Source organism: Rhizohabitans arisaemae, assembly GCF_025996515.1.
In the GTDB taxonomy this organism is placed as follows: domain Bacteria; phylum Actinomycetota; class Actinomycetes; order Streptosporangiales; family Streptosporangiaceae; genus Rhizohabitans; species Rhizohabitans arisaemae.
In genome coordinates this window covers 753,722-776,353 of the sequence record NZ_BLRH01000034.1, presented here as the reverse complement: position 1 = coordinate 776,353, position 22,632 = coordinate 753,722, and the positions used below count along the sequence as shown (strand labels likewise).

General features: G+C 71.3%; 21 protein-coding genes. 14 read left to right on the top strand and 7 right to left on the bottom strand.

Going from position 1 to position 22,632, the window contains the following annotated elements; all coding sequences use genetic code 11:
• Window positions 1-73: 73 nt before the first annotated feature.
• Window positions 74-685, bottom strand: a complete 612-nt coding sequence (locus RUR_RS19105; RefSeq protein ID WP_283136444.1) for a TetR/AcrR family transcriptional regulator — start codon at window positions 683-685, stop codon at window positions 74-76.
• 115 nt (window positions 686-800) lie between these two features.
• Here RUR_RS19105 and RUR_RS19100 point away from each other — a divergent pair, with 115 nt between their 5' ends.
• The 9 genes from RUR_RS19100 to RUR_RS19060 all read left to right on the top strand — a co-directional run bounded on the left by RUR_RS19100 (window position 801) and on the right by RUR_RS19060 (window position 10,050).
• Window positions 801-1,706: an LLM class flavin-dependent oxidoreductase gene (locus tag RUR_RS19100; RefSeq protein ID WP_283136443.1), complete on the top strand. Its 906-nt coding sequence runs from the start codon at window positions 801-803 to the stop codon at window positions 1,704-1,706.
• Window positions 1,707-1,818: 112 nt separating this feature from the next.
• Complete coding sequence (locus RUR_RS19095; RefSeq protein WP_283136442.1) at window positions 1,819-2,262, top strand: YybH family protein; 444 nt, start codon at window positions 1,819-1,821, stop codon at window positions 2,260-2,262.
• Between the two features lies 1 nt (window position 2,263).
• Complete coding sequence (locus RUR_RS19090; protein ID WP_283136441.1) at window positions 2,264-4,282, top strand: hydantoinase/carbamoylase family amidase; 2,019 nt, start codon at window positions 2,264-2,266, stop codon at window positions 4,280-4,282.
• The gene (locus RUR_RS19085) at window positions 4,279-4,734 is read left to right on the top strand and encodes a M20/M25/M40 family metallo-hydrolase (protein WP_346349050.1); all 456 of its coding nucleotides are present in this window, start codon (window positions 4,279-4,281) and stop codon (window positions 4,732-4,734) included. Before RUR_RS19090 ends, RUR_RS19085 begins: the two co-directional genes overlap by 4 nt.
• Window positions 4,731-5,573, top strand: coding sequence for a DUF1028 domain-containing protein (locus RUR_RS19080; RefSeq protein WP_283136440.1), 843 nt, complete (start codon window positions 4,731-4,733; stop codon window positions 5,571-5,573). Before RUR_RS19085 ends, RUR_RS19080 begins: the two co-directional genes overlap by 4 nt.
• 19 nt (window positions 5,574-5,592) lie before the next feature.
• The gene (locus RUR_RS19075) at window positions 5,593-6,495 is read left to right on the top strand and encodes a dimethylarginine dimethylaminohydrolase family protein (RefSeq protein WP_283136439.1); all 903 of its coding nucleotides are present in this window, start codon (window positions 5,593-5,595) and stop codon (window positions 6,493-6,495) included.
• A gap of 71 nt (window positions 6,496-6,566) precedes the next feature.
• Window positions 6,567-7,091 (top strand): PadR family transcriptional regulator, encoded by a 525-nt coding sequence (locus RUR_RS19070; RefSeq protein WP_283136438.1) that lies wholly within the window; start codon window positions 6,567-6,569, stop codon window positions 7,089-7,091.
• A gap of 8 nt (window positions 7,092-7,099) precedes the next feature.
• The gene (locus RUR_RS19065; RefSeq protein ID WP_283137048.1) at window positions 7,100-7,768 is read left to right on the top strand and encodes an ABC transporter ATP-binding protein; all 669 of its coding nucleotides are present in this window, start codon (window positions 7,100-7,102) and stop codon (window positions 7,766-7,768) included.
• A complete protein-coding gene (locus RUR_RS19060) occupies window positions 7,765-10,050 on the top strand; it encodes an ABC transporter permease (protein ID WP_283136437.1) in 2,286 nt (761 codons plus the stop codon). Before RUR_RS19065 ends, RUR_RS19060 begins: the two co-directional genes overlap by 4 nt.
• A 395-nt stretch (window positions 10,051-10,445) precedes the next feature.
• On the opposite strand, the gene RUR_RS19055 is transcribed toward RUR_RS19060, so the two are convergent.
• Entirely contained in the window at window positions 10,446-11,288 is an 843-nt protein-coding gene (locus RUR_RS19055) for a DMT family transporter (RefSeq protein ID WP_283136436.1), read from the bottom strand.
• Window positions 11,285-11,494: an alpha/beta fold hydrolase gene (locus RUR_RS19050; protein ID WP_283136435.1), complete on the bottom strand. Its 210-nt coding sequence runs from the start codon at window positions 11,492-11,494 to the stop codon at window positions 11,285-11,287. Before RUR_RS19050 ends, RUR_RS19055 begins: the two co-directional genes overlap by 4 nt.
• A gap of 91 nt (window positions 11,495-11,585) precedes the next feature.
• Here RUR_RS19050 and RUR_RS19045 point away from each other — a divergent pair, with 91 nt between their 5' ends.
• A complete protein-coding gene (locus RUR_RS19045) occupies window positions 11,586-12,059 on the top strand; it encodes a MarR family winged helix-turn-helix transcriptional regulator (RefSeq protein WP_283136434.1) in 474 nt (157 codons plus the stop codon).
• Between the two features lie 130 nt (window positions 12,060-12,189).
• Here RUR_RS19045 and RUR_RS19040 read toward each other — a convergent pair whose 3' ends face one another.
• On the bottom strand, window positions 12,190-13,644 hold the full coding sequence (locus RUR_RS19040) for an MFS transporter (protein ID WP_283136433.1): 1,455 nt from the start codon (window positions 13,642-13,644) through the stop codon (window positions 12,190-12,192).
• A 95-nt stretch (window positions 13,645-13,739) separates the two neighbouring features.
• On the opposite strand from RUR_RS19040, the gene RUR_RS19035 reads away from it, so the two are divergent.
• On the top strand, window positions 13,740-14,333 hold the full coding sequence (locus RUR_RS19035; RefSeq protein WP_283136432.1) for a TetR family transcriptional regulator: 594 nt from the start codon (window positions 13,740-13,742) through the stop codon (window positions 14,331-14,333).
• A gap of 67 nt (window positions 14,334-14,400) precedes the next feature.
• Here the strand turns inward: RUR_RS19035 and RUR_RS19030 are convergent, their stop codons facing one another.
• The gene (locus RUR_RS19030) at window positions 14,401-17,205 is read right to left on the bottom strand and encodes an AfsR/SARP family transcriptional regulator (protein WP_283136431.1); all 2,805 of its coding nucleotides are present in this window, start codon (window positions 17,203-17,205) and stop codon (window positions 14,401-14,403) included.
• 65 nt (window positions 17,206-17,270) lie between these two features.
• Between RUR_RS19030 and RUR_RS19025 the strand changes: the two genes are divergently transcribed.
• Entirely contained in the window at window positions 17,271-18,800 is a 1,530-nt protein-coding gene (locus RUR_RS19025) for an MFS transporter (protein ID WP_283136430.1), read from the top strand.
• A gap of 129 nt (window positions 18,801-18,929) precedes the next feature.
• Here the strand turns inward: RUR_RS19025 and RUR_RS19020 are convergent, their stop codons facing one another.
• Entirely contained in the window at window positions 18,930-19,616 is a 687-nt protein-coding gene (locus RUR_RS19020) for an MFS transporter (RefSeq protein ID WP_346349049.1), read from the bottom strand.
• A 124-nt stretch (window positions 19,617-19,740) separates the two neighbouring features.
• On the opposite strand from RUR_RS19020, the gene RUR_RS19015 reads away from it, so the two are divergent.
• Together RUR_RS19015 and RUR_RS19010 are read left to right on the top strand one after the other, a co-directional pair.
• The gene (locus RUR_RS19015) at window positions 19,741-20,220 is read left to right on the top strand and encodes a winged helix-turn-helix transcriptional regulator (RefSeq protein ID WP_283136429.1); all 480 of its coding nucleotides are present in this window, start codon (window positions 19,741-19,743) and stop codon (window positions 20,218-20,220) included.
• Complete coding sequence (locus RUR_RS19010) at window positions 20,217-20,714, top strand: pyridoxamine 5'-phosphate oxidase family protein (protein ID WP_283136428.1); 498 nt, start codon at window positions 20,217-20,219, stop codon at window positions 20,712-20,714. Before RUR_RS19015 ends, RUR_RS19010 begins: the two co-directional genes overlap by 4 nt.
• 316 nt (window positions 20,715-21,030) lie before the next feature.
• On the opposite strand, the gene RUR_RS19005 is transcribed toward RUR_RS19010, so the two are convergent.
• On the bottom strand, window positions 21,031-22,581 hold the full coding sequence (locus RUR_RS19005) for an isocitrate lyase/PEP mutase family protein (RefSeq protein WP_283136427.1): 1,551 nt from the start codon (window positions 22,579-22,581) through the stop codon (window positions 21,031-21,033).
• Window positions 22,582-22,632 lie beyond the last annotated feature (51 nt).

Genomic DNA, 22,632 nt, shown 5'->3' with positions numbered 1-22,632 from the left:
GGCCCCCTTATTTTGGCCGTGTGGCCAAAATAAACAGGATGCCGAGCCCGATGTCAACGCCGGAGGGAGGGGGCTATCCGATGTCCGGATCGAGTGTCATGCCGTAGGCCTGGAGGGTTGAGTCGACGATTGCCCGCTGTCGTTCGGGTGGGAGTCTGTCCGGGTAGAGCGCGGCCTGGGCGCCGAGGCCGTCGATGAGCGCGATGAACGCCTCCGCCACGAGGGTGGGGTCCTGGCGGCTGGTCAGCTCCCCGCGGGTCTGGGCGTCGCGGACCAGGACCTCCAGCAGGAGCCGCCACTGCGAGTACGACCGCCACCTCTCGTCGGCGAGGGCCGGGTTTCCCAGGGAGTAGCTCCAGAACGCCAGCTCGATCTGTTCTCCGGTCACGGACGCCTCGTCGACGGGGAGTGACTCCAGGAGCGCCTGCCGGAGTGCGTGCGCCCCGGTCAGGCCTTCGATCCGGACGCGGATCCGCTCGGCGAGCAGTTCGTAGGAGCGCTGCAGCGCGGCGCGCAGGACGTCGTCCTTGCCGCTGAAGTAGTGGGCGATGATCCCGTGGGAGACACCGGCCTCACGCGAGATCTCGCGCGTGGTCGTACCGGCCAGCCCTAGCCGGGAGACGACGCGGAGGCAGGCGTCGACGAGCTCCTGTCTCCGTACGGCATGGTCGACGATCTTCGGCATGGGCGCGAGCCTAGCCGACGGGTTTCGTCGCATGCACGGGGTCGGTGACAGAAGTTGACGGCGAGGTGCGCGGGCGTTTATTTTGGCCAGACGGCCAATAAAGATGGGTGGTGTCATGCGCCTCAGTGTGAGTTTCAGTGGATTCGCCCCGATCAGCGCCTCGCTGCATGTTGCGGAACGCGCGGAGCACGCGGGATTGGACGGCGCGTGGTACTGCGAGCACATCGGGTTCCACGACGCGGTCGTGCCCGCGGCGCTGATGCTCGACCGCTTCCCGGGACTCGACGTCGGCATCGTCGGCACCGCCCCGGTGAGCCGCCATCCCGCGCTCCTGGCGATGGAGCTCGGCTCCCTCGCCGAGCTCGGACCGGGACGCGTTCGCGCGCAGCTCGGCCTCGGCGACGCCCGGCTGGTGGGCCGTATCGGCGGCGTCGCGAACTCACTGCAGGTCGTGCGCGAGTACGTCGAGGCCACACGTCGCTGCCTGGCGGGCGAACCGCTCGACGGGCAGTGGGCGAACCATGTGTTCGACTCCTTCCGGAGGGCGCCGGCGCCCGCCCCGCCGGCTCTCGACGTCATGGCGATCCGTCCGCGCATGCTGGAACTGGCGGCGGAGATCGCCGACGGGGTGTCACTGTCGACGGGGGCCTCGGCCGCGTACCTGGCCGAGACGGTGGAGCGAGTTGAACGCGCCCTGGAGAAGCACGGCCGTCCCCGTGACTCCTTCCGGATCACGGCGCAGGCGTTCGGCTGCATCGCGGAGTCCACCGCGGAGGCGGTCGCCAGGATCACCCCGACGTTCAGGATCTTCTCCCCGCAGGTCCTGGCGCTGCTGGCGCCGGGCCTGGACCCGGAGACGGACGCCGCGCAGATGGCCATCGCCTGTGGTGCGGGCGACCTCGCCGAACGGCTCGACGCCTACCGCAGGGCCGGCGTCGACGAGATCGCGATCGACCTAGCCCAGAATCCCGACGAAATCGACGACGCGCTCGCGGCCTTCGCCGCGGCACGCGACGCCTGACCCGTACGAGGCCGCCTGGGGGGCGGCACCGTCACCAGGCCGGAAGCGCCGCGCGGAAGCACGCGATACCCGATTCGTGCCGGGACCCGATGAACTCAGTGGAAGGAAGACCATGAACTCCGACCTCGAAACCCTCACCCGCGTCCATGAAGGCTGGGTTCGCGCGAACACCAACGCCGACCGGAAATGGCTACGGGAGAACGTCCATCCCGACTTCGTGATGTGGAACACCGTCGGCTCGAACTTCTTCGGGCGGGACGCCGTCGTCGACCTGTGGACACGGCTGCGCGAGATCGCATCCTCCGCGGGATCCGGCGGCGGCCGGGCGCTGTCGGAGGCGTGGGACGAGAAGTACGTCATCGACGGGGACTTGGCCGTCGTCCACTGTCTGAGTCGGCTCCGCTTCGACTTCGGAGCGGGGGCCGGGGCCGAGGCCGGCGGCGCGCTCGACCAGGTGTTCCGGTGCACGGAGGTCTACCGCAGGACGGACGACGGCTGGCTGATGATCCACTACCACGGCTCCCCGCACACGCCGGGCCTGCTCGGAGGGTCGTGAGATGCGGCGCGTACGGTTTGAGCACGCGGTCGAGCAGGGAGTGCTCACCGGCTGGGAGTACCCGGCGGTCCACGCGACGGACCAGGCGGTCGTCCTCGTACACGGGGTGAACGGGTACGCCGACGAGTGGGACGTCTTCGCGCGGGTCGTCGGCGGCCGCCACCGGATCATCGCGGTGGATCTTCCCGGTCACGGCGAGTCCCGCGTCGACGCGCCGTTCGACCTGGCGGCCTGCGTGGGCCTGGTCGAACGGCTGCTCAGGGAACGCGGGGTGGAACACGCCCATCTCGTCGGCTCCTCGTTCGGCGGGGGTGTCGTGATCGCCCTGGCCGCCGAGCATCCCGACCTCGTGTCGACGCTGACCACCCTCGGCACGGGCCCGGGGGGCGAGCACGAACTGTTCGCCGCGATCTCCGCGCGCATTCGCGCGCACGGCGCACCGGCCTTCTACGCCGAGACGATCCCGCGGTACTCCTACCCGCCGGAAACCCCGCCGCACGTCATCGAACAGGCCGTGTCCCGCGCCTCGGCGCAGGACGCCGACACCGCGCTGGCCATCCTGGAGGCGGCCTTCTGTACGGAACTGAGCCCCTACGCGCGGCGGGTGACCGTACCGAGAATGATCCTCGGGGGAGAGGAAGACCGGACGTGCACGCCGAAGCACGTCACCGAACTCGCCGACGCCTGCGCGAGCGCCGCCCACATCGTGCCCGGGTTCGGTCATCTGCCCCACATCGAGCAGCCCGAGCGACTGGCCGGACTGCTCGAGGCCTACTGGGCGGCGCCGGTGGAACCGCGCCGTACCGTTCGTGATCTCGATGAGCTCGACGGGCTTACCCGGGACGGCGCCGGGGTGCAGCGCCTGTGCTGGACCCCGGTCTGGGCGTCGGCGCGGCGCCGGCTCAAGGAACTGCTCGCCGAGGTGCCCGGCGTCCAGGTCGAGCAGGACGCCGCGGGCAACCTGCACGCCACCCTGCCCGGGCGGTCCCCAAACACCCTCGTGATCGGCAGCCATTTCGACTCGGTGCCCGATGGGGGAAACCTGGACGGCGCGTACGGCGTCCTCGCCGGCTTGGAGGTGCTGCGCGCGTTCGCGAGCCGACCGGTGCCGCCGGCGGTCACGATCCGGCTGACCGACTGGGCCGACGAGGAGGGCGCGCGATTCGGACGCAGCCTCTTCGGCTCCAGCGTCGTGGCCGGGTCCCTCGACCTTGAGGCGTTCTCGCTCCTGACCGACCGGGAGGGCCGCAGACCCGCGGACGTCCTCGCCGAACACGGCGTCCACCTGCGGGAGCTCGATCACGCGCGCGCCTGGCTGCGGGACGTCCACGCCTACCTGGAACTCCACATCGAGCAGGGGCCGCGCCTGGAGCATCAAGGCCTGCCGCTCGCGGCGGTGACCGGATCCCTCGGGGTCGAGCGGCACCGGGTCGTCCTGCACGGCGCCCCCTGCCACGCGGGCGGCACCCCGATGGAGCTGCGCGCCGACCCGGTGGCCGCGGCGGCGTCGTTCCTCGTGCGCGCCAGAGAAGCCGCGCGAGCGGCGGGAGGGCTTCTCACCTGCGGTGTCGTCGAGGCGTCGCCGGGCACGCCCACGGCCGTGGCCGAGTCCGTGTCCCTGACCCTGGATGTGCGACACGAGGACGGCGCCGTACTCGCCTCCCTCTGGAACCAGGTCCTGCGTGCCCTCGACGAGAGCTGCGGGCAGGAGGGGGTCCACTCCCAGGTGGACCGGTTGTGGACGACCCCGCCGGTTCCGTTCGACCCGGAACTCATCGACACGGCCGCGCGGGTCGTCGAGCTCGCGACCGGCCACGCGCCTCGACTGGTGAGCGGACCGCTGCACGACGCGTGCGAGATGGCCGGAGCCGGCATCCCGACCGCGATGCTCTTCGTTCCCAGCAGCGCCGGCATCAGCCACGCGCCCGTGGAGTACACGCCCCCTGAGCGCCTCCAGGACGGCATCAGAGCGCTCGCCGCCCTCGCGGTCGAGACCATCGCGCGGATCGAAAGTTCATGACCTTGTTGGAGCAGGCGGAATGGATGGGCGATTGTCTGATCGGGTCGTTCACCGCAGGCCCGAGATCGGGCTCAAGCTCCCCCTCATTCAGGACCTCGTCGTGCGCGCTCTCCGGCCTCGACGTTGACCTTCGTCTCCGGGCAGGCGCGCCCGTGACCGTGAACGACCCGGCGGCGTTCACCCGCGCGTACGCGGCCGCCGTCGTGGGCGCGGACAGTGTGCGGACGTTGGCCGCCCCGGTGGCCGCGTTCGAGGACGTCGGGCTCATCGCGCGCGCCGTACCGTCCACTCCGCTGTTCGTCGGGGCCGGGCGTGACGGCGGCGGCTCGGGTGACGTCCACTCACCGAATCCGCGAATCGACGAAAGGTGTCTCGCCGTCGGTGCCGCCGTGGACGCCGCGATCGGCTTCGGCGAGGGATGCCGAGACGAGGGGAAGAAGGCGACGGGATGACGTACTCGATCGTCGCGAGAGACGGTGTGACCGGGGAGATCGGCGTCGCCGTCGCCTCGCACGCCTTCGCCGTCGGGCGCGACGTCGCGTTCGCCCGCGCGGGTGTCGGCGCCGTCGCCACGCAGGGAACGCCGGACCCGGGTCACGCGGAACGGCTGCTGGACGCACTGGAAGCCGGGGCCACGGCGGCGCAGGCGCTGCACGCGCTGGTCGCGGACGACTCCGCACGCAGGATTCGGCAGACCGCGCTCATCGGGTCTCGCGCCGCCCCGGCCGCCCACACCGGGTCGTTCTGCGTTCCCTTCGCCAGCCACGCGGTCGCCGGCGATCACTCCTGCCAGGGGAACCTCCTGACCTCCGACGGGGCCTGGGACGCGATGGCCGAGGCCTATCGGACGGCGACCGGGTCCTTCGAGGAGCGGCTGATCGGCGCGCTGGAGGCCGGGCTCCGTCACGGCGGGGACCTTCGCGGGCAGCAGGCGGCCGCCGTACTGATCGTCGGACCGCGGCCGGGCACCCGTCCGCGCATCGACTTCCGGGTCGACGACCACCCCACGCCGACGGCCGAACTCCGGCGGCTGATCGCCATGGATCGCGCCGACCGCCGGCTGCGCGACGCGCTCGGCGTCGTGCTGGGCGCTCCCGGGGATCCGCGCGACACGCTCGAATCCCTCGCACGCGCGCAGGAGGTCTTCGGCTCGGCGAACAGGGAGCCCGACTTCTGGGCCGCCGTGATCGTCGAACGCCTCGACGAACTCGACCGATTCCCACCCGACCCCCGCTGGCGTGAGCTCCGCGCCCGTCTGTCGCGTTTACGGTCGCCACGAACCCGCCCATGACACCCACCGAGGAGCCACGATGATCGACGTCTCCAACCCTTCCGACGTTGCGACGCTCACCGAGGTCGTGGTCGGGCCATCGAAGAGATTCACGTGGTGGGACCTCATCTGGGGGTCGTTGCGCTATCCGGATCCGGCCAGCCTGAGATACGCCTCGAACAACAACGTGCGTGTCCCGGAGCACGAGCGTGCCGGGCGGCAGCATGCGGACTTCGTGCAGGTGCTCAAGGAGTCCGGCGCGCGTGTCCACACCCTCGAAAACCTTCCGGACGTGGCCATCCAGCTCTACCCTCGCGATCTTGCTTTCGCCGTCGACGACACACTGTTCCTCGCGCGTTCGCGAGACCCGATTCGCCGGAAGGAGCAGCGTGCTCTCTTCCCCCTACTGGACAAGATCGCACGCGTCGAGCGGCTGGACGCCGGGCTGATCGAAGGCGGCGACGTCATCGTCACCGGCGGCGACGTCCTCGTCGGGCTGAGCGAGGCGAGCGATCTGGCCGGGGTCTCGGCGCTGCGTACGGCGTTCGCCCGGGCCGGCGTCGAGCGGGAGGTCGTCCCGATCGAGTTCTCCGGCCGGGGAGTCGTCCACCTCGACACGAAGTTCACGATGGTCGGGCCCGGGCTCGGGTATGTGCACTCGGCGTCGTTGACGCCGTACTCGCGTCGGCTGCTGGCGGATCGCTTCGAACTGATCGAGGCCACCGACGAGGAGTCGCGGGCGCTGATGGTCAACACCGTCGCACTCGCCCCGGACCGTGTGATCGTCGATGCTCGGGCGCGCCGGCTTGCCGACGCGCTCCGGGGGAACGGCGTCGAGCCGGTGCCGCTGGACTTCTCCGAGGTGACGAAGTTCCCCGGCGGATTCCGCTGTGCCACGCTCCCGCTGCGTCGCGAACACCGGTCGTCCCCGGAAGGCGGGTAGTCGCCGTTTGGCCATTGATCCAGTTCGCGAGGCATGCACTGTGTGTATACACATGATGTATAGTCGCAGTTGTGTCTATCTCCCACACTCTGCTGGCGCTCCTGGAACACGGTCCGTGCCACGGATACGACCTCAAACAGGCGTTCGACGCCAGATTCGGGCACGACCGGCCCCTGCACTACGGCCAGGTCTACTCCACCCTCGCCCGGTTGCTGAAGCACGGCCTCGTCGAGGTCGACCTGGTGGAACCCGGGGCCGGGCCCGAGCGCAAGCGATACGCGATCACCACGGCGGGCGTGACCGACGTGGAGAAATGGCTGGCGCAGCCGGAGCGACCCGAGTCCTATCTGCAGAGCACGCTGTTCACCAAGGTGGTCGTGGCACTGCTGACCGGCCGGGACGCCGCCGGGGTGCTCGACGTCCAGCGCGCCGCCCACCTGGAGGCGATGCGGGAGCTCACCCGCCGCAAAACCGCCGGTGACCTGGCCGACGCGCTCATCTGCGACTACGCGATCTTCCACCTGGAGGCCGATCTGCGCTGGCTTGAAATGACCACGGCCCGGCTCGGCCGGCTCGGCCAGGAGATCCGCTCGTGACCCCGCTCATGTCGGCCCGCGGTCTGATCAAGACCTACGGAGCCACCGTCGCCCTCGACTCCGTCGACCTGGACATCCAGGCCGGAGAGATCCTCGCCGTGATGGGTCCGTCGGGATCGGGCAAGTCGACGTTGATGCACTGCCTGGCGGGGGTGGTACGCGCCGACTCCGGCCAGGTCCGCTATGGAGAGACCGAGCTGACCACCGCATCCGACGCCCGGCTCAGTGCCCTGCGCCGCAGGGAGTTCGGGTTCGTCTTCCAGTTCGGACGTCTCGTCCCCGAGCTGCTCTGCCTGGAGAACGTCGCGCTGCCGCTGCGGATGGAGGGCGTCAGGCGCAGGGAGGCCGAACGGCGGGCGGCCGGCTGGCTGGAACGCCTCGACGTCGCCGACTGCGCGGGCAAACGCCCCGGCCAGATTTCCGGCGGGCAAGGCCAGCGCGTCGCGATCGCCCGGGCCCTGGTCACCGAGCCGCGTATCGTCTTCGCCGACGAACCCACCGGTGCGCTCGACTCCCTCAACGGCGAGCTCGTGATGCGTCTGCTCACCCGGTGCGCCGCAGAGGCCGGGATGGCGGTCGTCCTCGTCACCCACGAACCCGCCGTGGCCGCCTACTCCCACCGGGAGGTTGTGGTGCGCGACGGGAGAATCCGTACCGGCACCGGGGTTTCACGATGATCGCGCGATGGATCCGCCAGCTCGCCTTCGGCGCGAGACTGGCCGTCGGCGGCGGGCTCACCGGCTGGACCCGGCTGCTTCTCACCGCCACGGCGGTCGGCGTGGGGGTGGCGTCCCTGCTGCTGGCGGCGGCCGTACCCGACCTGCTGCACGGCCGCCAGACCCGGGTCGACGCCAGAGCGGATCAAAGCGGAACGGAGGTGCCGCACCGCGGACCCGACACCGTACTCCTCGCGATGACCGACACCTCTTTCCACGGCACGCCGATCCGGGGCAGGCTGATGCAGCCTGAGGGGCCGGACGCGCCGCGCCCACCCGGCGTCACCCGTTTCCCCGGGCCGGGCGAGATGGTGGTCTCCCCGGCCCTGGCCGACCTGCTCTCCGCACCGGACGGCACGCTGCTACGGCCCAGGCTGAAGTACCGGATCGTCGGCACAATCGGCGATCAAGGACTGGCCGGCCCCGGCGAGCTGGTCTACTACGCGGGCGGTGACCGGCTCACCGGGAACCCGCAGGTCTGGCGGGTGAACCGGTTCGGAGTGGAGGGAATCCGCGAAGGACTGGATCCGCGCCTGATGCTCCTGGTGATCGTCGCTTTCGTCGTCCTGCTGCTGCCCGTGGCGGTGTTCATGGCGGCGGCGATTCGGTTCGGCGGCGCTTCCCGGGACCGCCAGCTCGCTGCATTACGGCTGGTCGGAGCGGATCTGTCTATGGTCAGGCGCTACGCGGCCGGGGAGGCTCTCGCCGGAGCCGCGCTCGGCCTCGTGCTCGGCGCGGGATTCTTTCTCGCCGGACGGCAGCTGGCCGGCCAGGTCACCTTGCTGGACATCAGCGTCTTCCCCGCCGACGTGCGGCCTGCCGTGCCGCTGGCCGTGCTCGCCATCCTGCTGGTTCCGGCGCTGACCGTGTCGGTGACGCTTGGTGCGATGCGCGGCGCGGCCGTCGAGCCACTCGGGGTGGTCCGGCGCCAGGGAGGTCGCCGCCGCAGGCTGTGGTGGCGGCTCGTGTTTCCCGCGGTGGGCCTCGGCCTGCTCATACCGTTGATCGTCGGCAGCGGGGGCTCCGACGATCTCGTCACCAGGACGCTCGCCGGGGTGGGTACCGCGCTGCTGCTGGGGAGCGTCGCCGTGCTCTTGCCCTGGATCGTGGAGACGGTGGCCCGCCCGCTCGGTGCCGGTCCGGTGTCCTGGCAGCTCGCGGTACGCCGCATCCAGCTGGACGGGGGGTCTTCGGGCCGCCTGGTGGGTGGTGTCTCGGTGGCGGTCGCGGGGGCGATCGCCCTGCAGACGCTGGTGACCGGGCTCGCCTCGGTCTACACCGAGGACACCGGCATGGATCCCAGGCAGGCCCAGGTCATGACGCGGCTTGAGCGGCCGATGGCCTATCCGCGCACGCTGGAGATCGCCGAACGGATACGTGCCGTTCCCGGGGTGCGCTCGGTTCTGAGCACCGGCTATCTCGACGTCTTGCCGACGGAACCGGGCAGCTCGCTCCCGCTGGTGATCGCTCCGTGCGCCGTCCTGCGGGAGTTCGCCCGGCTGGAGGAATGCGGTGATCGCAGCGTGTTCCTCCACGCCACCGAGGAGAGCGGCGATTCACCGCCGCGTCCCGGGGAGCAGGTGTACGACGGGCGGGCGATGTGGACGATTCCGTCTGACGCCGTGGTGGTCATGGGCCAGGCCTCCGGTCGGCTGTGGTACCCGGATCGGGCGGTGCTCGCCACACCCGGTGCGGTCCCGGCCTCGATAGCGCAGGCGCTCCACCTCCGGATGACGATCGCCGTCGACCCGGCGCGGCCCGACACCGCCGAGCTGATCCGCAACGTCGCGGCCGAGATCGATCCGTTCATGATCGTGGACGCCGTCGTGGAGTCCCGGCTGACCAACAGGTTCGCCGGAATCCTGCGCGGGATCGGCGTGGGCATGGTGGTCGTGCTGTCGCTGATCGGATTGAGCATGCTGGCGACCGTGCTCGACCAGCTCAGGGAGCGGCGTCCGCTGCTGGCCGCGCTTGGCGCGTTCGGCGCCCGGCGGGGCGCTCTGGCCTGGTCGACGCTGTGGTTCGCCGCCTTACCGGTCACGCTCGGCTTGGCGCTCGCCGTCCTCGCCGGCACGGCGATGGGCGCGGTGTTGCTCGCCATGCTGAACCTCCCGATCAGGTTCGGTCTCGTGGGCATCCTCGTCCCGGTGGGCGCCGGGGTTGCCACGGTGGTCGCGATGACCGCGCTCAGCCTGCCCGTTCAGTGGCGACTGTCCCGGCCGGACGGGCTCCGCACCGAATGACGGTACGGCCGGGGACCGGCGCCGTGCCTCCGGCCGTACCTCACCCGCCGGTGCTCCGCCCGGGTTCACGCGGGGCTCGGGGAGGCGACGAGCCTCAAGAAGGTGACGTGGGCCCGGTGAAGTCTCCGGCCGTCGGCATTCACATCGCCGGCGAAGGCCGTGGGCGCTCACCGTCTCGGTTTGGGGCCTCCGGCGACTCGTCCATGTGCAGGCCCGCCGGGACGGTGCCATCTCGACGGACTCCGGCGAGTTCGGCCGGAGCCGTCCCCGCGAACCGGTAGAACCGCCTTTCGATACGTGCTTGCGCCGTGTCCGCCGTACCGAACCCTGAAACGCTTGAGAAGGGACCATCGGGACCGTCGTCCGGGCGCGGCAGTAAGGGAGAGGGATGTCCGTCAAGCCGCGGAGATGGCCAGCACCCCGATGACGGAGGCGGCGATACCGACCTGCTGCGCACGTTCGAGCCGCTCGTTCAGCACGATCCGGGCGAGGACGATGGTGACGATGCTGTGCAGCGAGCCGAGCACGGCGGCGATACTCACCAGCCCGAGTGTGGAGGCGGTGGTGTACAGGAAGTCCGCCGCGATGATGAGCACCCCGATCAGGGCGATCGTGGGCAGGGAGTTCCTCGGGACGGTCACGCGGTGGCGTTTGACTACGACGACGGACGCGATGGCGATCACCGCGGTGAGGCGGGCCGTGAGCAGGGCCCATCCGACGTCGCCCGTTCCGGCGTTGTGCATGGTGAAGAAGAAGGTGCCCAAGCCGAGCGCCGCCAGCAGGCCGTAGACGACGCTCGGCGTCACAGGGGAGCCGCCGGACTTGCCGCCGCCCGATCGGTAGGCGGTGAACACCAGGCCGATCAGCGCCAATGCCAGGCCGGTGAACTGGAGCGGACTCGGAACCTGGCCGGTCGCCAGCCCGGCCAGCAGCGGGACGATCGGCGCGGTTGCCGCGATCGGCGCGACGATGCTCATCGTGCCGACCGCGAGGCCGCGGTAGAGGGCGGCGATGCCGACGGTTTCACCGAGTCCCGCGAGGGCGGCGAAGCCGAGGGAGGAGGCGTCCGGCGGGCCCGCTCCCCGGACGACCGCCATGATCGCGAGCAGGATGAGTGCGGTGACCTGAGAGATCAGCAAAACCGACAGCACCGAGACCGCTCGGCTCTTGAGTCCGCCGAGGAAGTCGGAGATCCCCCAGCCGAGGCTTGCGCCGAGGGCGAGCACGATGGCAGTCATTGACGTTCCCCACTGATTCGGTGCCGGGTGGTGTGTTCGAGGATCGCCCGGATGACGATGTCCCACCGGGTCCGCGGAAAGACCTCGTGGCCGGTCCGCTCCATGGCGATGAGGCGGGCGCCGGGGACCTCGGCGGCCAGGGCGTGGCTGTGGCCGGGCGGGACGGACGGGTTGACCTTGAGGTTCCGCTCGTTGACCGCGGTCATTTCGCACCCCCGAGGAAGTTTCTGTTACGTGTAACGAAGAAGGTAGCAGGAAACCCCGTTACATGTCACAAGAATTCCGTACACTTCTTTCATGACCCACCAGCCAACGCCCGGCCGGGCCGCGCTCGACGCCTGGGCCGCCTATCGCAGACTGCACCTGCTCGTGGATGCCAAGATCGCCCGCGACCTGGAACGGGACTCGGGGCTGTCGATGCCCGACTACGAGGTGCTGGCCGCGGTGACGCAGCTGTCGGGCCCGGAGACGTGCGTGCGGGTGAGAGGCCTGGCCACCCGGATGAACTGGGACCACAGTCGCCTGTCCCGCCAGCTCGGCCGGATGGAACGACGCGGGCTGATCGCCCGGGAGTCATGCGACCTGGACGGCCGCGGCGACGACGTCCTGCTCACCGAGGCCGGGCGGCGGGCCTACCGGGAGGCCACCCCCGCGCACCTCACCTCAATCGACCGCCACTTCACCGGCGCGCTGTCGGCAGGGCAGCTCGACGCCCTGACCGGCATCGAACAGACCCTCGCCGACGGAGGTCACCCCGGCTCCCGGCCGTGAAGCGTGGCACGCGCCTCTGATCACGCCTGGGCCAGAGCAGGCCTGAGTATCGCGTTCCCCATCGGGACGCCTCCGCCTCGCTCGCGTTCGGCCGGGATCTCGTCCGGTGCGCGTCCGACGTTGTGGTCGCTCAGGCTTTGGCTTCCTCGGGGGAAGGCTTCGCCGGGCGGAACATCACCAGGGCGAGTCCGGCGATCACCACCATCATGGCCGCCGAGACACCGAAGGCCAGGCTGAACCCTTCGGTGAGCGCGGCCTCGGCCGGTGCCCCTGTCCGGAGCCGGTCGCCGGTCCGGTTCACCGCGACCGCGGAAAGGATCGCCAAACCGAGTGCGCCGCCCAGTTGGGCGCTGACGTTCAGCAGCGCGGAGGCGACACCGCTGTACTCGGGGGAGACCCCGTCCAGGGCCGCGGTGGTGAGCGGCACGATGACGATGCCGAAGCTCACGCCGGTGACGAGCAGCGGAAGCAGGACGTCCCCGATGAAGGTTCCGGTGGGGGAGATCCGTGTGAACAGCAGCAGCCCGCCCGCCGAGACGAGCGCCCCGGCGGCGACCACCGGGCGCAGGCCCACCCGGCGGAGCAGGACGGGGGCGAGCGCCGCGGCGCCGATCAGCGCCAGGGTCATCGGCACATACGCCAGGCCGGTTTCCAGGGCGGTGTGGCCGAGCACCTCCTGCAGATAGAGGGTGAGCATGTAGAAAACGGCGAACATAGCCCCGCCGCGGACCGCCTGGATCGCGTTGGCCCCCGAGACCGACCGGTTCCGGAACAGGGAGAAGGCGATCAGCGGCTCCCTGGCGATCCGCGTCTCGTGCACGATGAAGTACGCGATCAGCGCGAGGGACACAGCCAGCAGGATCGGGGTGCGGGCGGATCCCCACGAGCCGGATTCGGTCTGCAGGATCGCGTAGGCGAGGAGGCCGACCCCGGCCGTTGAGGTGATCGCACCGACGACGTCGAAGTCCCGGCGGACGCCCGGTGTCCGTGCGGTCTCGGGCACAGGCAGCCGGCGGAGCGCCACCAGCAGGAGGAGTCCGACCGGCAGGTTGACGAAGAAGATCCATCGCCACCCCGGTCCGTCGGCGAGCAACCCGCCCGCGAACAGGCCGACGGTGGTGCTCACACCGGTGGAGGCTCCCCAGGCGGCGAGCGCCCGATTCCTGGGCTTGCCCTCCGGGAAGATCAGGGCGATCAACGCCAGGGTCATCGGCGCGATCAGCGCGGCGCCCACGCCCTGCAGGGCGCGCCCCCCGATCAGGGTGCCCGCGTTCTGGGCGAATCCGGCGACCGACGAAGCCACGGTGAACAGGGCGATGCCGGCGAACAGGATCCGGCGGTGCCCGAGGAGGTCCCCAAGCCTGCCACCGAGGAGGAGGAACCCGCCGAAGGGCACCATGTAGGCGTTGACCACCCAGGACAGGTCGGCGGGGTCGAACCCGAGGTCGTGCCGGATCGCCGGAAGCGCCACGTTGACCACCGTGGCGTCGACGCTGTCGAGCACCTGCGCCAGGCACAGCACGATGAGCGCGAGCGTGTGCCCTCGGTCCCACGTGAAGGCCGGAGCCTCCCGGGTCGTCGTCATGTCCCTCCCCTGAAGAATGAGCAGTCGCTCATACGGTATGAGCGACTGCTCATTCCGCGCAACCCCTCCCTGGGCGTCGGGTAGATTGGGGCGTCATGTCACCACGTGGCGTCGCCATCCCCGAAGTCCGTCGGCAGCTCTTCGACGCCGCCGAACGCGTCCTCGCGCGGGAAGGACCCGCCGGGCTCAGCGGCCGGGCGATCACCCGGGAAGCCGGCTGCGCGACCGGATTGCTCTACAACCACTTCGGCGACCTGGACCGTTTCCTGACCGAGCTCTTCCTCGACCGCGCGCTGCAGGCCTCGGCCGAGCTGGGGGAGTTGATCCGGAAGGCGGGCACCGCCACCGTGGCGGACAACCTGGCGAACGCGATCGACGCCCTGTTCGGCACCAACCTGCTCGCCCTCGCCGGCCTGGCCCTGGTCCGCCCCTCGCTCACCGCGCGCCTCCACGAGTCCGTGGGGGAGGGCGTTCTCAGGCTCGACCTCAACGAGGCCGTCTTAACGGCCTACCTCGACGCCGAACGCGACCTCGGCCGGATCAGACCGGACACCGACACGGGGTCTCTCGCCGTGGCCTTGGCCGGGTCGGCTCACCAGCTGCTGCTCACGGGTGGCCCACATGCGCCCGACCTGCGTGAACGGATGCGCCGGGTGGTCAACGCCCTGGTCGCCGGCATCGCCCCGTGACCTTCGGCCGCAAGATCCGCAGAGTGCGCCGGGCCCGCCGGGAGGCGGCTCCGACGGGCTCCGCGCGCTACCCGGACTCGGCCAGGATGTCCGCGGCCACGCGATCCTCGTATCCGTGGCGGTGATGCCAGTCGATCAGCGGCCGGAGCCGTTCCCGCGCCAGGTCGAGGCGACCGGACAGGCGTGCGACGCGCGCCAGGCCGAGTGACGCGTACGTCTCCGCGAGCCAGATCGACTGCTCGGAGGCGATCCGCGCCGCCCGCGCGTAGTGGGATTCGGCCTCGGCGATTTCGCCGGTGGCCAGGTGAACACCCGCCAGCCCGCACAACTTGAACGGGATCTCGGCGCTGAGGCCGAGTTCCTCGGCGGCCTCCAGACTGCGCCGGTAGAGAGCGGCGGCGCGCCGGTACCCCCCGGTCGCCTCGGCGGCCGAGGCGAGGCTCTCCGTCGCCACCATCACGCCCCAGGGATCCCCGAGCTCCGTGAAGGCGGTGTGACTGCGCTCCGCCAGCGCGCCGCCGGTGTGGTGGTCGCCCCGGTCCAGCGCGTGCCAGGCCAGCGTGTTCAGCGCGGCCGCGGCGCCCCAGCGGTCGCCGTGGGCCTGGAATCCGGCCAGCGCCTGCTCGACCAGACGCTCCGAGCGGGCCGGTTCGCCGACCCCGAACAGGCCGGCGCCGAGCACCCAGCGGGCCCGCGCCCGCTCCAGCGGCCCGGGGATCTCGCCGGTGCGGTCGGCGCTCTCACCCCTCTGACCGAGCATCCAGGCGAAGGCGGTGCGCCAGGTCGAAACCTCGGGGTCGGCGGAGTCCGCGAGGTGGGTGAACGCCTGGACCGCCTGCTGGGTCCGTCCGCGCAGGAGCCAGTACCAGGCGAGCGACAGGGCCAGCCGTCGGGCGGGCGCCGCGTCCGCCGATCGGATGACGGCGTCGAGGTTGGCGCTCTCGACGTCGAGGACCCTGAGCCAGCGGGGCTGGTCGGCGCCGCGCAGCCCGACGTCGGCGCGCCGGGCGAGTGCGGCGTAGTGCTCGTCCCGGAGTCGCCTGGCGTCCTCGAGCCGTCCCGACTCGGCAAGCCGCTCGACGCAGTAGGCCGCGACGGACTCGGCCAGGCGGTAGCGGTCGCCGGCCCTGGCCACGAGGGACTTGGCCACCAGCGCGTCCAGCACGTCGACGACGTCGGCCGCGGGCGACAGGGCTTCCGCGGTGTCGAGGGCACAGCCGCCCGGGTGCAGCGCCAGCGCGCACAGGACGGCCCGCTCCTGCTCGGACAGCAGCTCCCAGCTCCAGTCGATCACTGCGCGGAGGGTGCGCTGCCTGGCGGGCGCGTCTCGCGGGCCGGCGGTCAGGAGCCGGAACCTGGCGTCGAGCCGCCGGGCGACCTCGCCCGCGCCGAGGGACCGCACCCGCGCCGCGGCCAGTTCCAGGGCGAGCGGCAACCCGTCGAGACGCCGGCAGATCGTCGCGACCGTCTCGGCGTTGTCCGCGTCGAGCGCGAACCCGCCGCCCGCCGCGGCCGCGCGGGCGGTGAACAGGCGCACCGCGTCCGCCCGCGCGACCGTCTCGGCGTCGGCGCCTGTCTCGGGCACACCGAGCGGCCCGACGACGTGCAGGCGTTCGCCCGAGACGCTGAGCGGCTCACGGCTGGTCGCCAGGACGCGCAACCCGGCCGCGCCGGTCAGCAGCCGGACGGCCACCTCGGCCGCCGCGTCCACGACGTGTTCGCAGTTGTCCAGGATCAGAAGCATCCGGCGCCCGCGTACGGCCGCGGCGACCCGGTCGGAGAGCGGGACCGGTCTGCCCTGGGGGCCGGGCACGGTGCTCTCGCCGAGTCCCAGGGCGGCGGCGACCCGCGTGGCCACCGCCGCCGGGCCCGGAGACGAGCCGGTTCGGGCCGGATGGTTGAGTACGGCGAGTTCCGCGAACCACACGCCGTCGGGGAAGTCGTCGCCGAGGCGCTCGGCGGCGGCCAGGGCCAGCCTGGTCTTGCCCACTCCGCCGGGCCCGGTGAGCGTGACCAGCCTGTGTGCGCGCAGGAGCCCGGCCAGGTGGGTGACCGCCTCGTCCCGGCCGATCGGCTCGGTGAGCGGGGCGGGGAGGTTGCCCCGTCGCCTCCCGCCGGGTGCGCCCAGCGCGGGATCCTGCCCGACGACGGCCCGGTGCACGGCGGCCAGCTCCGGCGACGGGTCGACGCCGAGCTCGTCGGCCAGGCGCTCCCGCAGGCCGAGGTAGGCGTCGATGGCCTCGCTCTGCCGTCCCGCCAGGTACAACGCACGCATGTGCGCCGCTTGCAGCCGTTCCCGCAGCGGATGTTCGCGCACGAGGTCGGTGAGGACGTCGAGGAGGCCCCGGTGGCGGCCCAGCTCCAGCTCGGCTTCGGCGTACTCCTCCAGCGCGGCGAGCCGGCGCTCCTCCAGCCCCGCGATCGCGGCCTGCAGAAACGTCCGGTCACCGAGGCCGGCGAACGCCTGGCCGCGCCAGAGCCGCAGGGCCTCGGCCAGCAGGGCGGCTCTGGCGGTCGTGTCCCCGCCGATCCGGGCCCGCGCGAGCAGGCGGTCGAAGCGGCGGGCGTCCACCGAATCGTCGGTGACGTCCAGCGCGTATCCCGCGGGCTGCCAGGTCACCAGTTCGCGCCCGCCCGGCTCGGCCAGGTCGAACGCCCGGCGCAGGTGGGAGATCTTCGTACGGAGCACCGCGCCGGGATCACGCGGCGGACGTCCGCCCCACAGGTCCTCGGCGAGCCGGTCCACGGGAACCGGGCGCCCGTCGTGGCTCAGCAGATCGGCCAGCAGGAGCCTGACCTTCGTCTCCGGGATCCTGACCGGAACGCCGTCGTCCGTTCGCACCTCCAGCGGGCCGAGCACCCCAAAACGCATGTTCCCACGGTAGTCCGAAACCGGACCGGAATTCGATCACAACCCCCGCGTCGGAGGGTGGGCACATGACCGACACCATCCCCGTCAAGGCGGGTGCCCGCGAGTGGATCGGGCTGGCCGTGCTGGCGCTGCCCACGATCCTGCTCGCCCTCGACTTGACCGTCCTCTATATGGCGCTGCCCCACTTGGGCGCGGATCTGGGCGCGTCCAACAACCAGCTGTTGTGGATCACCGACATCTACGGGTTCATGATCGCCGGTGTGCTCATCACCATGGGGACCCTCGGCGATCGGGTCGGCCGGCGCCGGCTCCTGCTGATCGGCGCGGCGGCGTTCATCGGCGCCTCGATCCTGGCCGCCTACTCCACCACGCCGGCCATGCTGATCGCGACCAGGGCCCTGCTGGGACTCGCCGGCGCGACGCTGACCCCGTCGACGCTGTCGTTGATCGGGAACATGTTCCGCGATCCCCGGCAGCGCTCGCTGGCGATCGGCGTCTGGCTGACCTCGTTCTCCGTCGGAGGCGCGATCGGACCGGCCGTCGGCGGCGCGCTGCTGGAGTACTTCTGGTGGGGCTCGGTGTTCCTGATGGGTGTTCCGGTGATGGTGCTGCTGCTCTGCGTGGGGCCGTTTTTCCTGCCGGAGTACCGGGACCCGAAGGCGGGCCGGCTCGACCTGTTCAGCGTGGTGCTTTCGCTGGGCGCGATGCTGCCGATCGTCTACGGCGTCAAGGAGATCGCCAGGTACGGTGTGGCCGCCCTGCCCGTACTCGCCCTGGCCGGCGGCCTCGCGGTGGGCGCGGTCTTCGTCCGACGCCAGCGCTCGCTCGCCGCACCGCTCCTGGACATGCGATTGTTCGCCAACCGTTCCTTCACCGGCTCGCTGGCCGGGATGCTGCTCGGGATGATCACGTTGTACTCGTTCACGTTCTTTTTCACCCAGTACCTCCAGCTGATCGAGGGGTTGCCGCCGTTCCGCGCGGGGTTGTGGTTCATCCCCCTGGCGGTCACCACGATCGCGGCCGCCATGATCGCACCGCTCCTGGCCAGGAGGTTCCCGCCCGCGAAGGTGATCGCCGTCGGACTGGTGATCGCGGCGGCCGGATTCGGCGTGCTGACCGCGCTGGACGCCGGGTCGGGTGTCGGCCTCCTGATCGCGGGCGGTGTGATCATAGGCGTCGGCATCAACCCGCTGCTGGTGCTCAGCACCGACCTGGTCGTCGGCTCGGCACCGCCCGAGCGCACCGGCTCGGCCGCCGCCATGTCGGAGACCGGCGGTGAACTCGGCTCCTCACTCGGCATCGCCACGTTCGGCACCCTCGGAACGGCCGTCTACAGCGGCCGGCTCGCCGGCGAGGAACTCCCCGGCCTGCCGCCCGCCGCGGCGGAGACCGCGCGCGACAGCTTCGCCGGAGCCTTCGCGACCGCGCAGGAGCTGCCCGAGGAGACCGGTGCGGCGCTGCTCTCAGCCGCAGGGGACGCCTTCATGGCGGGGATGAACATGGTGACCGCGCTCAGCGCCGCCGTCCTGCTCGGCGTCGCCGTCATGGTGATGACGACGATGCGCCACGTACGGCCCCTCGGGCAGGAGCGGTGACCCCCACTCGCAGCCCGCTGTCGGCCATCGGAGCAGGTGATCACGCTTCCTCAGGCCGGGTACGGGCTGCGCCGGTCCGGGGGTGACGCGGACCCGGCGCCGCCTGCGGGGGATGGCGTCGGTACCCGGTCAGCGGGTGCCGCGGAGGAGGACCGCCACGGCGAGCATGGCGACGACGACGAGGGCGGTGGCGCCGACGGCACCGGCGCGCAACCCGGCGACGAAGGCCTCGTACGCGGCGGTGATGTGGGTGGCCGCGTCGCCGAGGGTGCCCGGGGTCTCGGCGGGGAGGAGGCCGGATTCGGCGAGTCGGTGGCGGTAGACGGCGGTGCCGACGCTGCCGAGGACGGCGACGCCGAGGGCGCCGCCCAGTTCGGTGGCGGTCTCCGACACCGCGGAGGCCGCCCCGGCTCGTTCGGGTGGGGCGGCGCCGACGACCAGGTCGGTGGCGAGGGTGGAGACGGGGAGCAGGCCGGCGAAGGCGAACATGAGACCGACGATCAACGTCGGAACCCCTGACACGACGTCGACCTGCGTCAACGCCGAGAATCCCGCGGTGGCCACGGCGAGTCCGCCGATCATCGGCGCGGCGGTGGGGACGCGTTGCGCCAGACCGGAGGCGAACAGTGTCGTCATGATCCCGGTGAGCAGCGGGACGAGCATCCACAGACCGGCTTCCAAGGGTGAGTATCCGGCGACGAGCTGGAGATACTGGGCGGTGAAGTAGGTCATGCCGAACAGCGTCAAGGTGCTCACCGTCAGGATGCCGAGCGCGACGGTGAATCGCCGGTCACCGAACAGACTCAGGTCGACCACGGCGTCGGACGCCGAACGCTGCCGGCGCGTGTTCCATCGTCGGTGGATCCCGTCTCCCGAGTTGGTTCCTTAAGGGAACGTACGCTAACATGAGTGCGTTCCCTTAAGGAACTCTGGAGGATTGATGCAACGTACCGACTTCGGCGAGATGGCCTGCTCGATCGCGAGGACCTTCGACATCCTGGGTGAGCCGTGGACCGCCCTGGTGCTGCGCGACGTGTTCATCGGCATCAGACGGTTCGACGAGCTCCAGCGGGACCTCGGCGTCTCCCGCAAGGTTCTCGCCGAGCGACTCGCCCGGCTGGTCGACCTGGGGGTGCTTGCGCGGCGCGGTTACAGCAGCCGGCCGCCGCGGCACGAGTACACGCTGACCGAGAAGGGGTCCGACCTCGTCTCCGTACTGCTGGCCTCCGTCGCCTGGGGTGACCGTTGGGCGGCCGGCGAAGCCGGACCACCGGCACTCCTCCGGCACCGCGGCTGCGGTGAACTCACCCACGCCGAATTGCGCTGCGCCCGCTGCGGCGACGTTCTGCACGCCGACGGGATCGACGTCGAGGACGGGCCCGGCGCAGTGATCCCCGACCGCATCAAGGAGCGGCTATGACAGTCCCGGTCTCCACCGAGCCGTTGACCGACAGCGCGCCCACCGCATGGGAGGACGCCGTCACACTGCTGGCCGAATGCGACGGCTACTGGCTGACGACGACGGACGCCGACGCGAGTCCCCACCTGGTGCCCGTCCTCGCGGTCTTCGTGGACGACACCATCTGCTTCGTGGCCGGCCCCGGCACCCGCAAGGCCCGCAACCTGGCCCGCGATCCACGCTGCGCCCTCGGAGGCCAGACCACCGGGTTCGAGCATCTGGTGTTCCGGGGACACGCGACGATCGTCCGGGACGAGGCCGTGCTGCGGCGCGTCGCCGATGCCTACGCGACCCGGTACGCCTGGCACGTCACCGTGCGCGACGGCGCTTTCCACGACGTCGAAGGCGCCCCGACCGCCGGTCCGCCGCCCTACGAGGTCTACGCCCTGGAGCCCGAGACGGCATACGGATTCGGCATCGACAAGCACTTGACCGGCACCCGCTGGCGCTTCTGACGCATGCGGCGCCGCGGGACCCGACCGGCGGCGCCCGGTTGCGGCTCAGACCGGGACGGTCATTCGCTTGCGGCCGGTGCCGGGGAGACGCTCCAGAAATCGGCATATCGGCCGCCACGGCGCAGCGGCTCCTCGTGATCGCCTTCCTCCACGATCCGGCCGCGGTCCGGAAATGTGCGCCGGCAGGTCGTTCACCACGACGACCTGGGCGCCCTGGCGCTCCCGGCCGAGATACCCCGGGCCCGGATGCCGACGAGAAGCCCGTCGACGGCAAGGAGTGATCGCCACCGACGGCTGGTTCCTGGAGGCTGTGACGTCACATGGATCTCCGAGGCGGCCCGGCAGGCACCCCCAGCCGCTGTACCTCGGCGTAAGTCGGGGCCCTCAGGTCCGTCGGCTCCCCGTCCCGGATGGCCGTCGCGGTGGCCACGGCTGCCGCCAGGGCCCTGCGGTAGAGCAGCGAGCCGAGGCTGACCCTGCGCACGCCCAACGCGGCCAGCTCGGAAAGGGGGGGACCGGTCGGCGTATACAGGATGTTCAGCGGTACCACGAGGGCTGACGTCAGCGCGGCGATCCCGTCCGGGTCCGACAGCCCCGGCACGAACACCCCGTCCGCACCGGCCTGTTCGTACATCGCGAGGCGCGTCGAGGTCTCTTCCTCCTGAAGGCCCAGCCAGTGAGTGTCGGTGCGTGCGTTCACGAACAGCGCGGGTACGGCCGTCTTGACGGCGGCGATCTTCGCAGCGTGCAACCCCACGGGGGCGAGCGTGCCGTCGGCACGGCCGTCTTCGAGGTTGATCCCCGCCGCGCCCGCCTCGTACAGCTTTCCGGCCAGCTCGGCCACGTCCTGGACGTCATCGCTGAAGCCACCTTCGGCATCGACGGTGAACAGGAAGGATCCCCGTCCGAGCCGGCGGGCCAGGGCAACGGTCGCGTCGACGGTGGCGGCGGCTCCGTCCGGCAGGCCCGCGGCAGCGGCGACGCCCAGGCTGGTGGTGCCGACGGCGGCGAAGCCCTGCGCTGCCAGAGCGGCGGCGGAGGCGTAGTCCCAGGCGTTGGGCAGCAGTAGGGGGGTGGCCTGGTGGTGCAGACGGGCGAAGGGAGTGAGCGGGCGTCGGGAGAGGCCGTCGGCCAGAGCGAGGGCGTGGGGGCGGCCGGGGCAGATGCGGGGCGGGGCGCCGAAGGTGAGGGGTACCGGATGCGCGTGATTGGCGGTCGCAAGGTTGAGCAGCACCACGTCGCCCTCGGCGATCTCCCGGCCTGCGACTCGAGTGGTCCTGGCGGCGATGCGACGCATGACCCGTACCGGGGGAGATTCCCGGAGCACCCGGGCCAGCGGCACGTCGCCGCCGTCGGCTGCGGCCTCGACGAGCGCGGCCGTCGCCTCACATGCCTGGACCAGCAGCCCGATACGGTTGGCGGCAGCCTCCAGAGCGGCTTCATCCGCCAGGTCTGGCACCAGTCTCTCCACCAGCCGGGCCACCGCCTCGTCCGCCGCCGCGTCACCACCCCCGAAGTAGGCTCCGGCCACGACGATCACCGCCTCCGCCACCGCCCCGGGTTCCGGTATTCCCAGGGCTTCGGCGAGGATCTGCACCACTCGCGAACGGGTCTTTCCTCCTGGCCCCGCGGCTGCCGCCTGCCGTAGCGAGGCAGGCTCCAGCCGAGCGAGTTCGGCCTCGACCAGAGCCCGCCTGCGCCGGTGCGGCTCCCCGGAGCTGAACCGGGCCACCGTGGCACGCAGCCAGGCGACACTCGCCCCGGCCGGGCCGCCGTCCCCAGCCGCCGGCTCTGGGACAAGCGCCGGGTCGGCAAGCGCAGCCCGCACGTCCGCATAGCGGTCGAACTCATGAATTTTGTGCGTCATGACCCTGACGCTAGGGCCGGAAAAGTTCGGCGCGGCCCGAACCATCCCTGC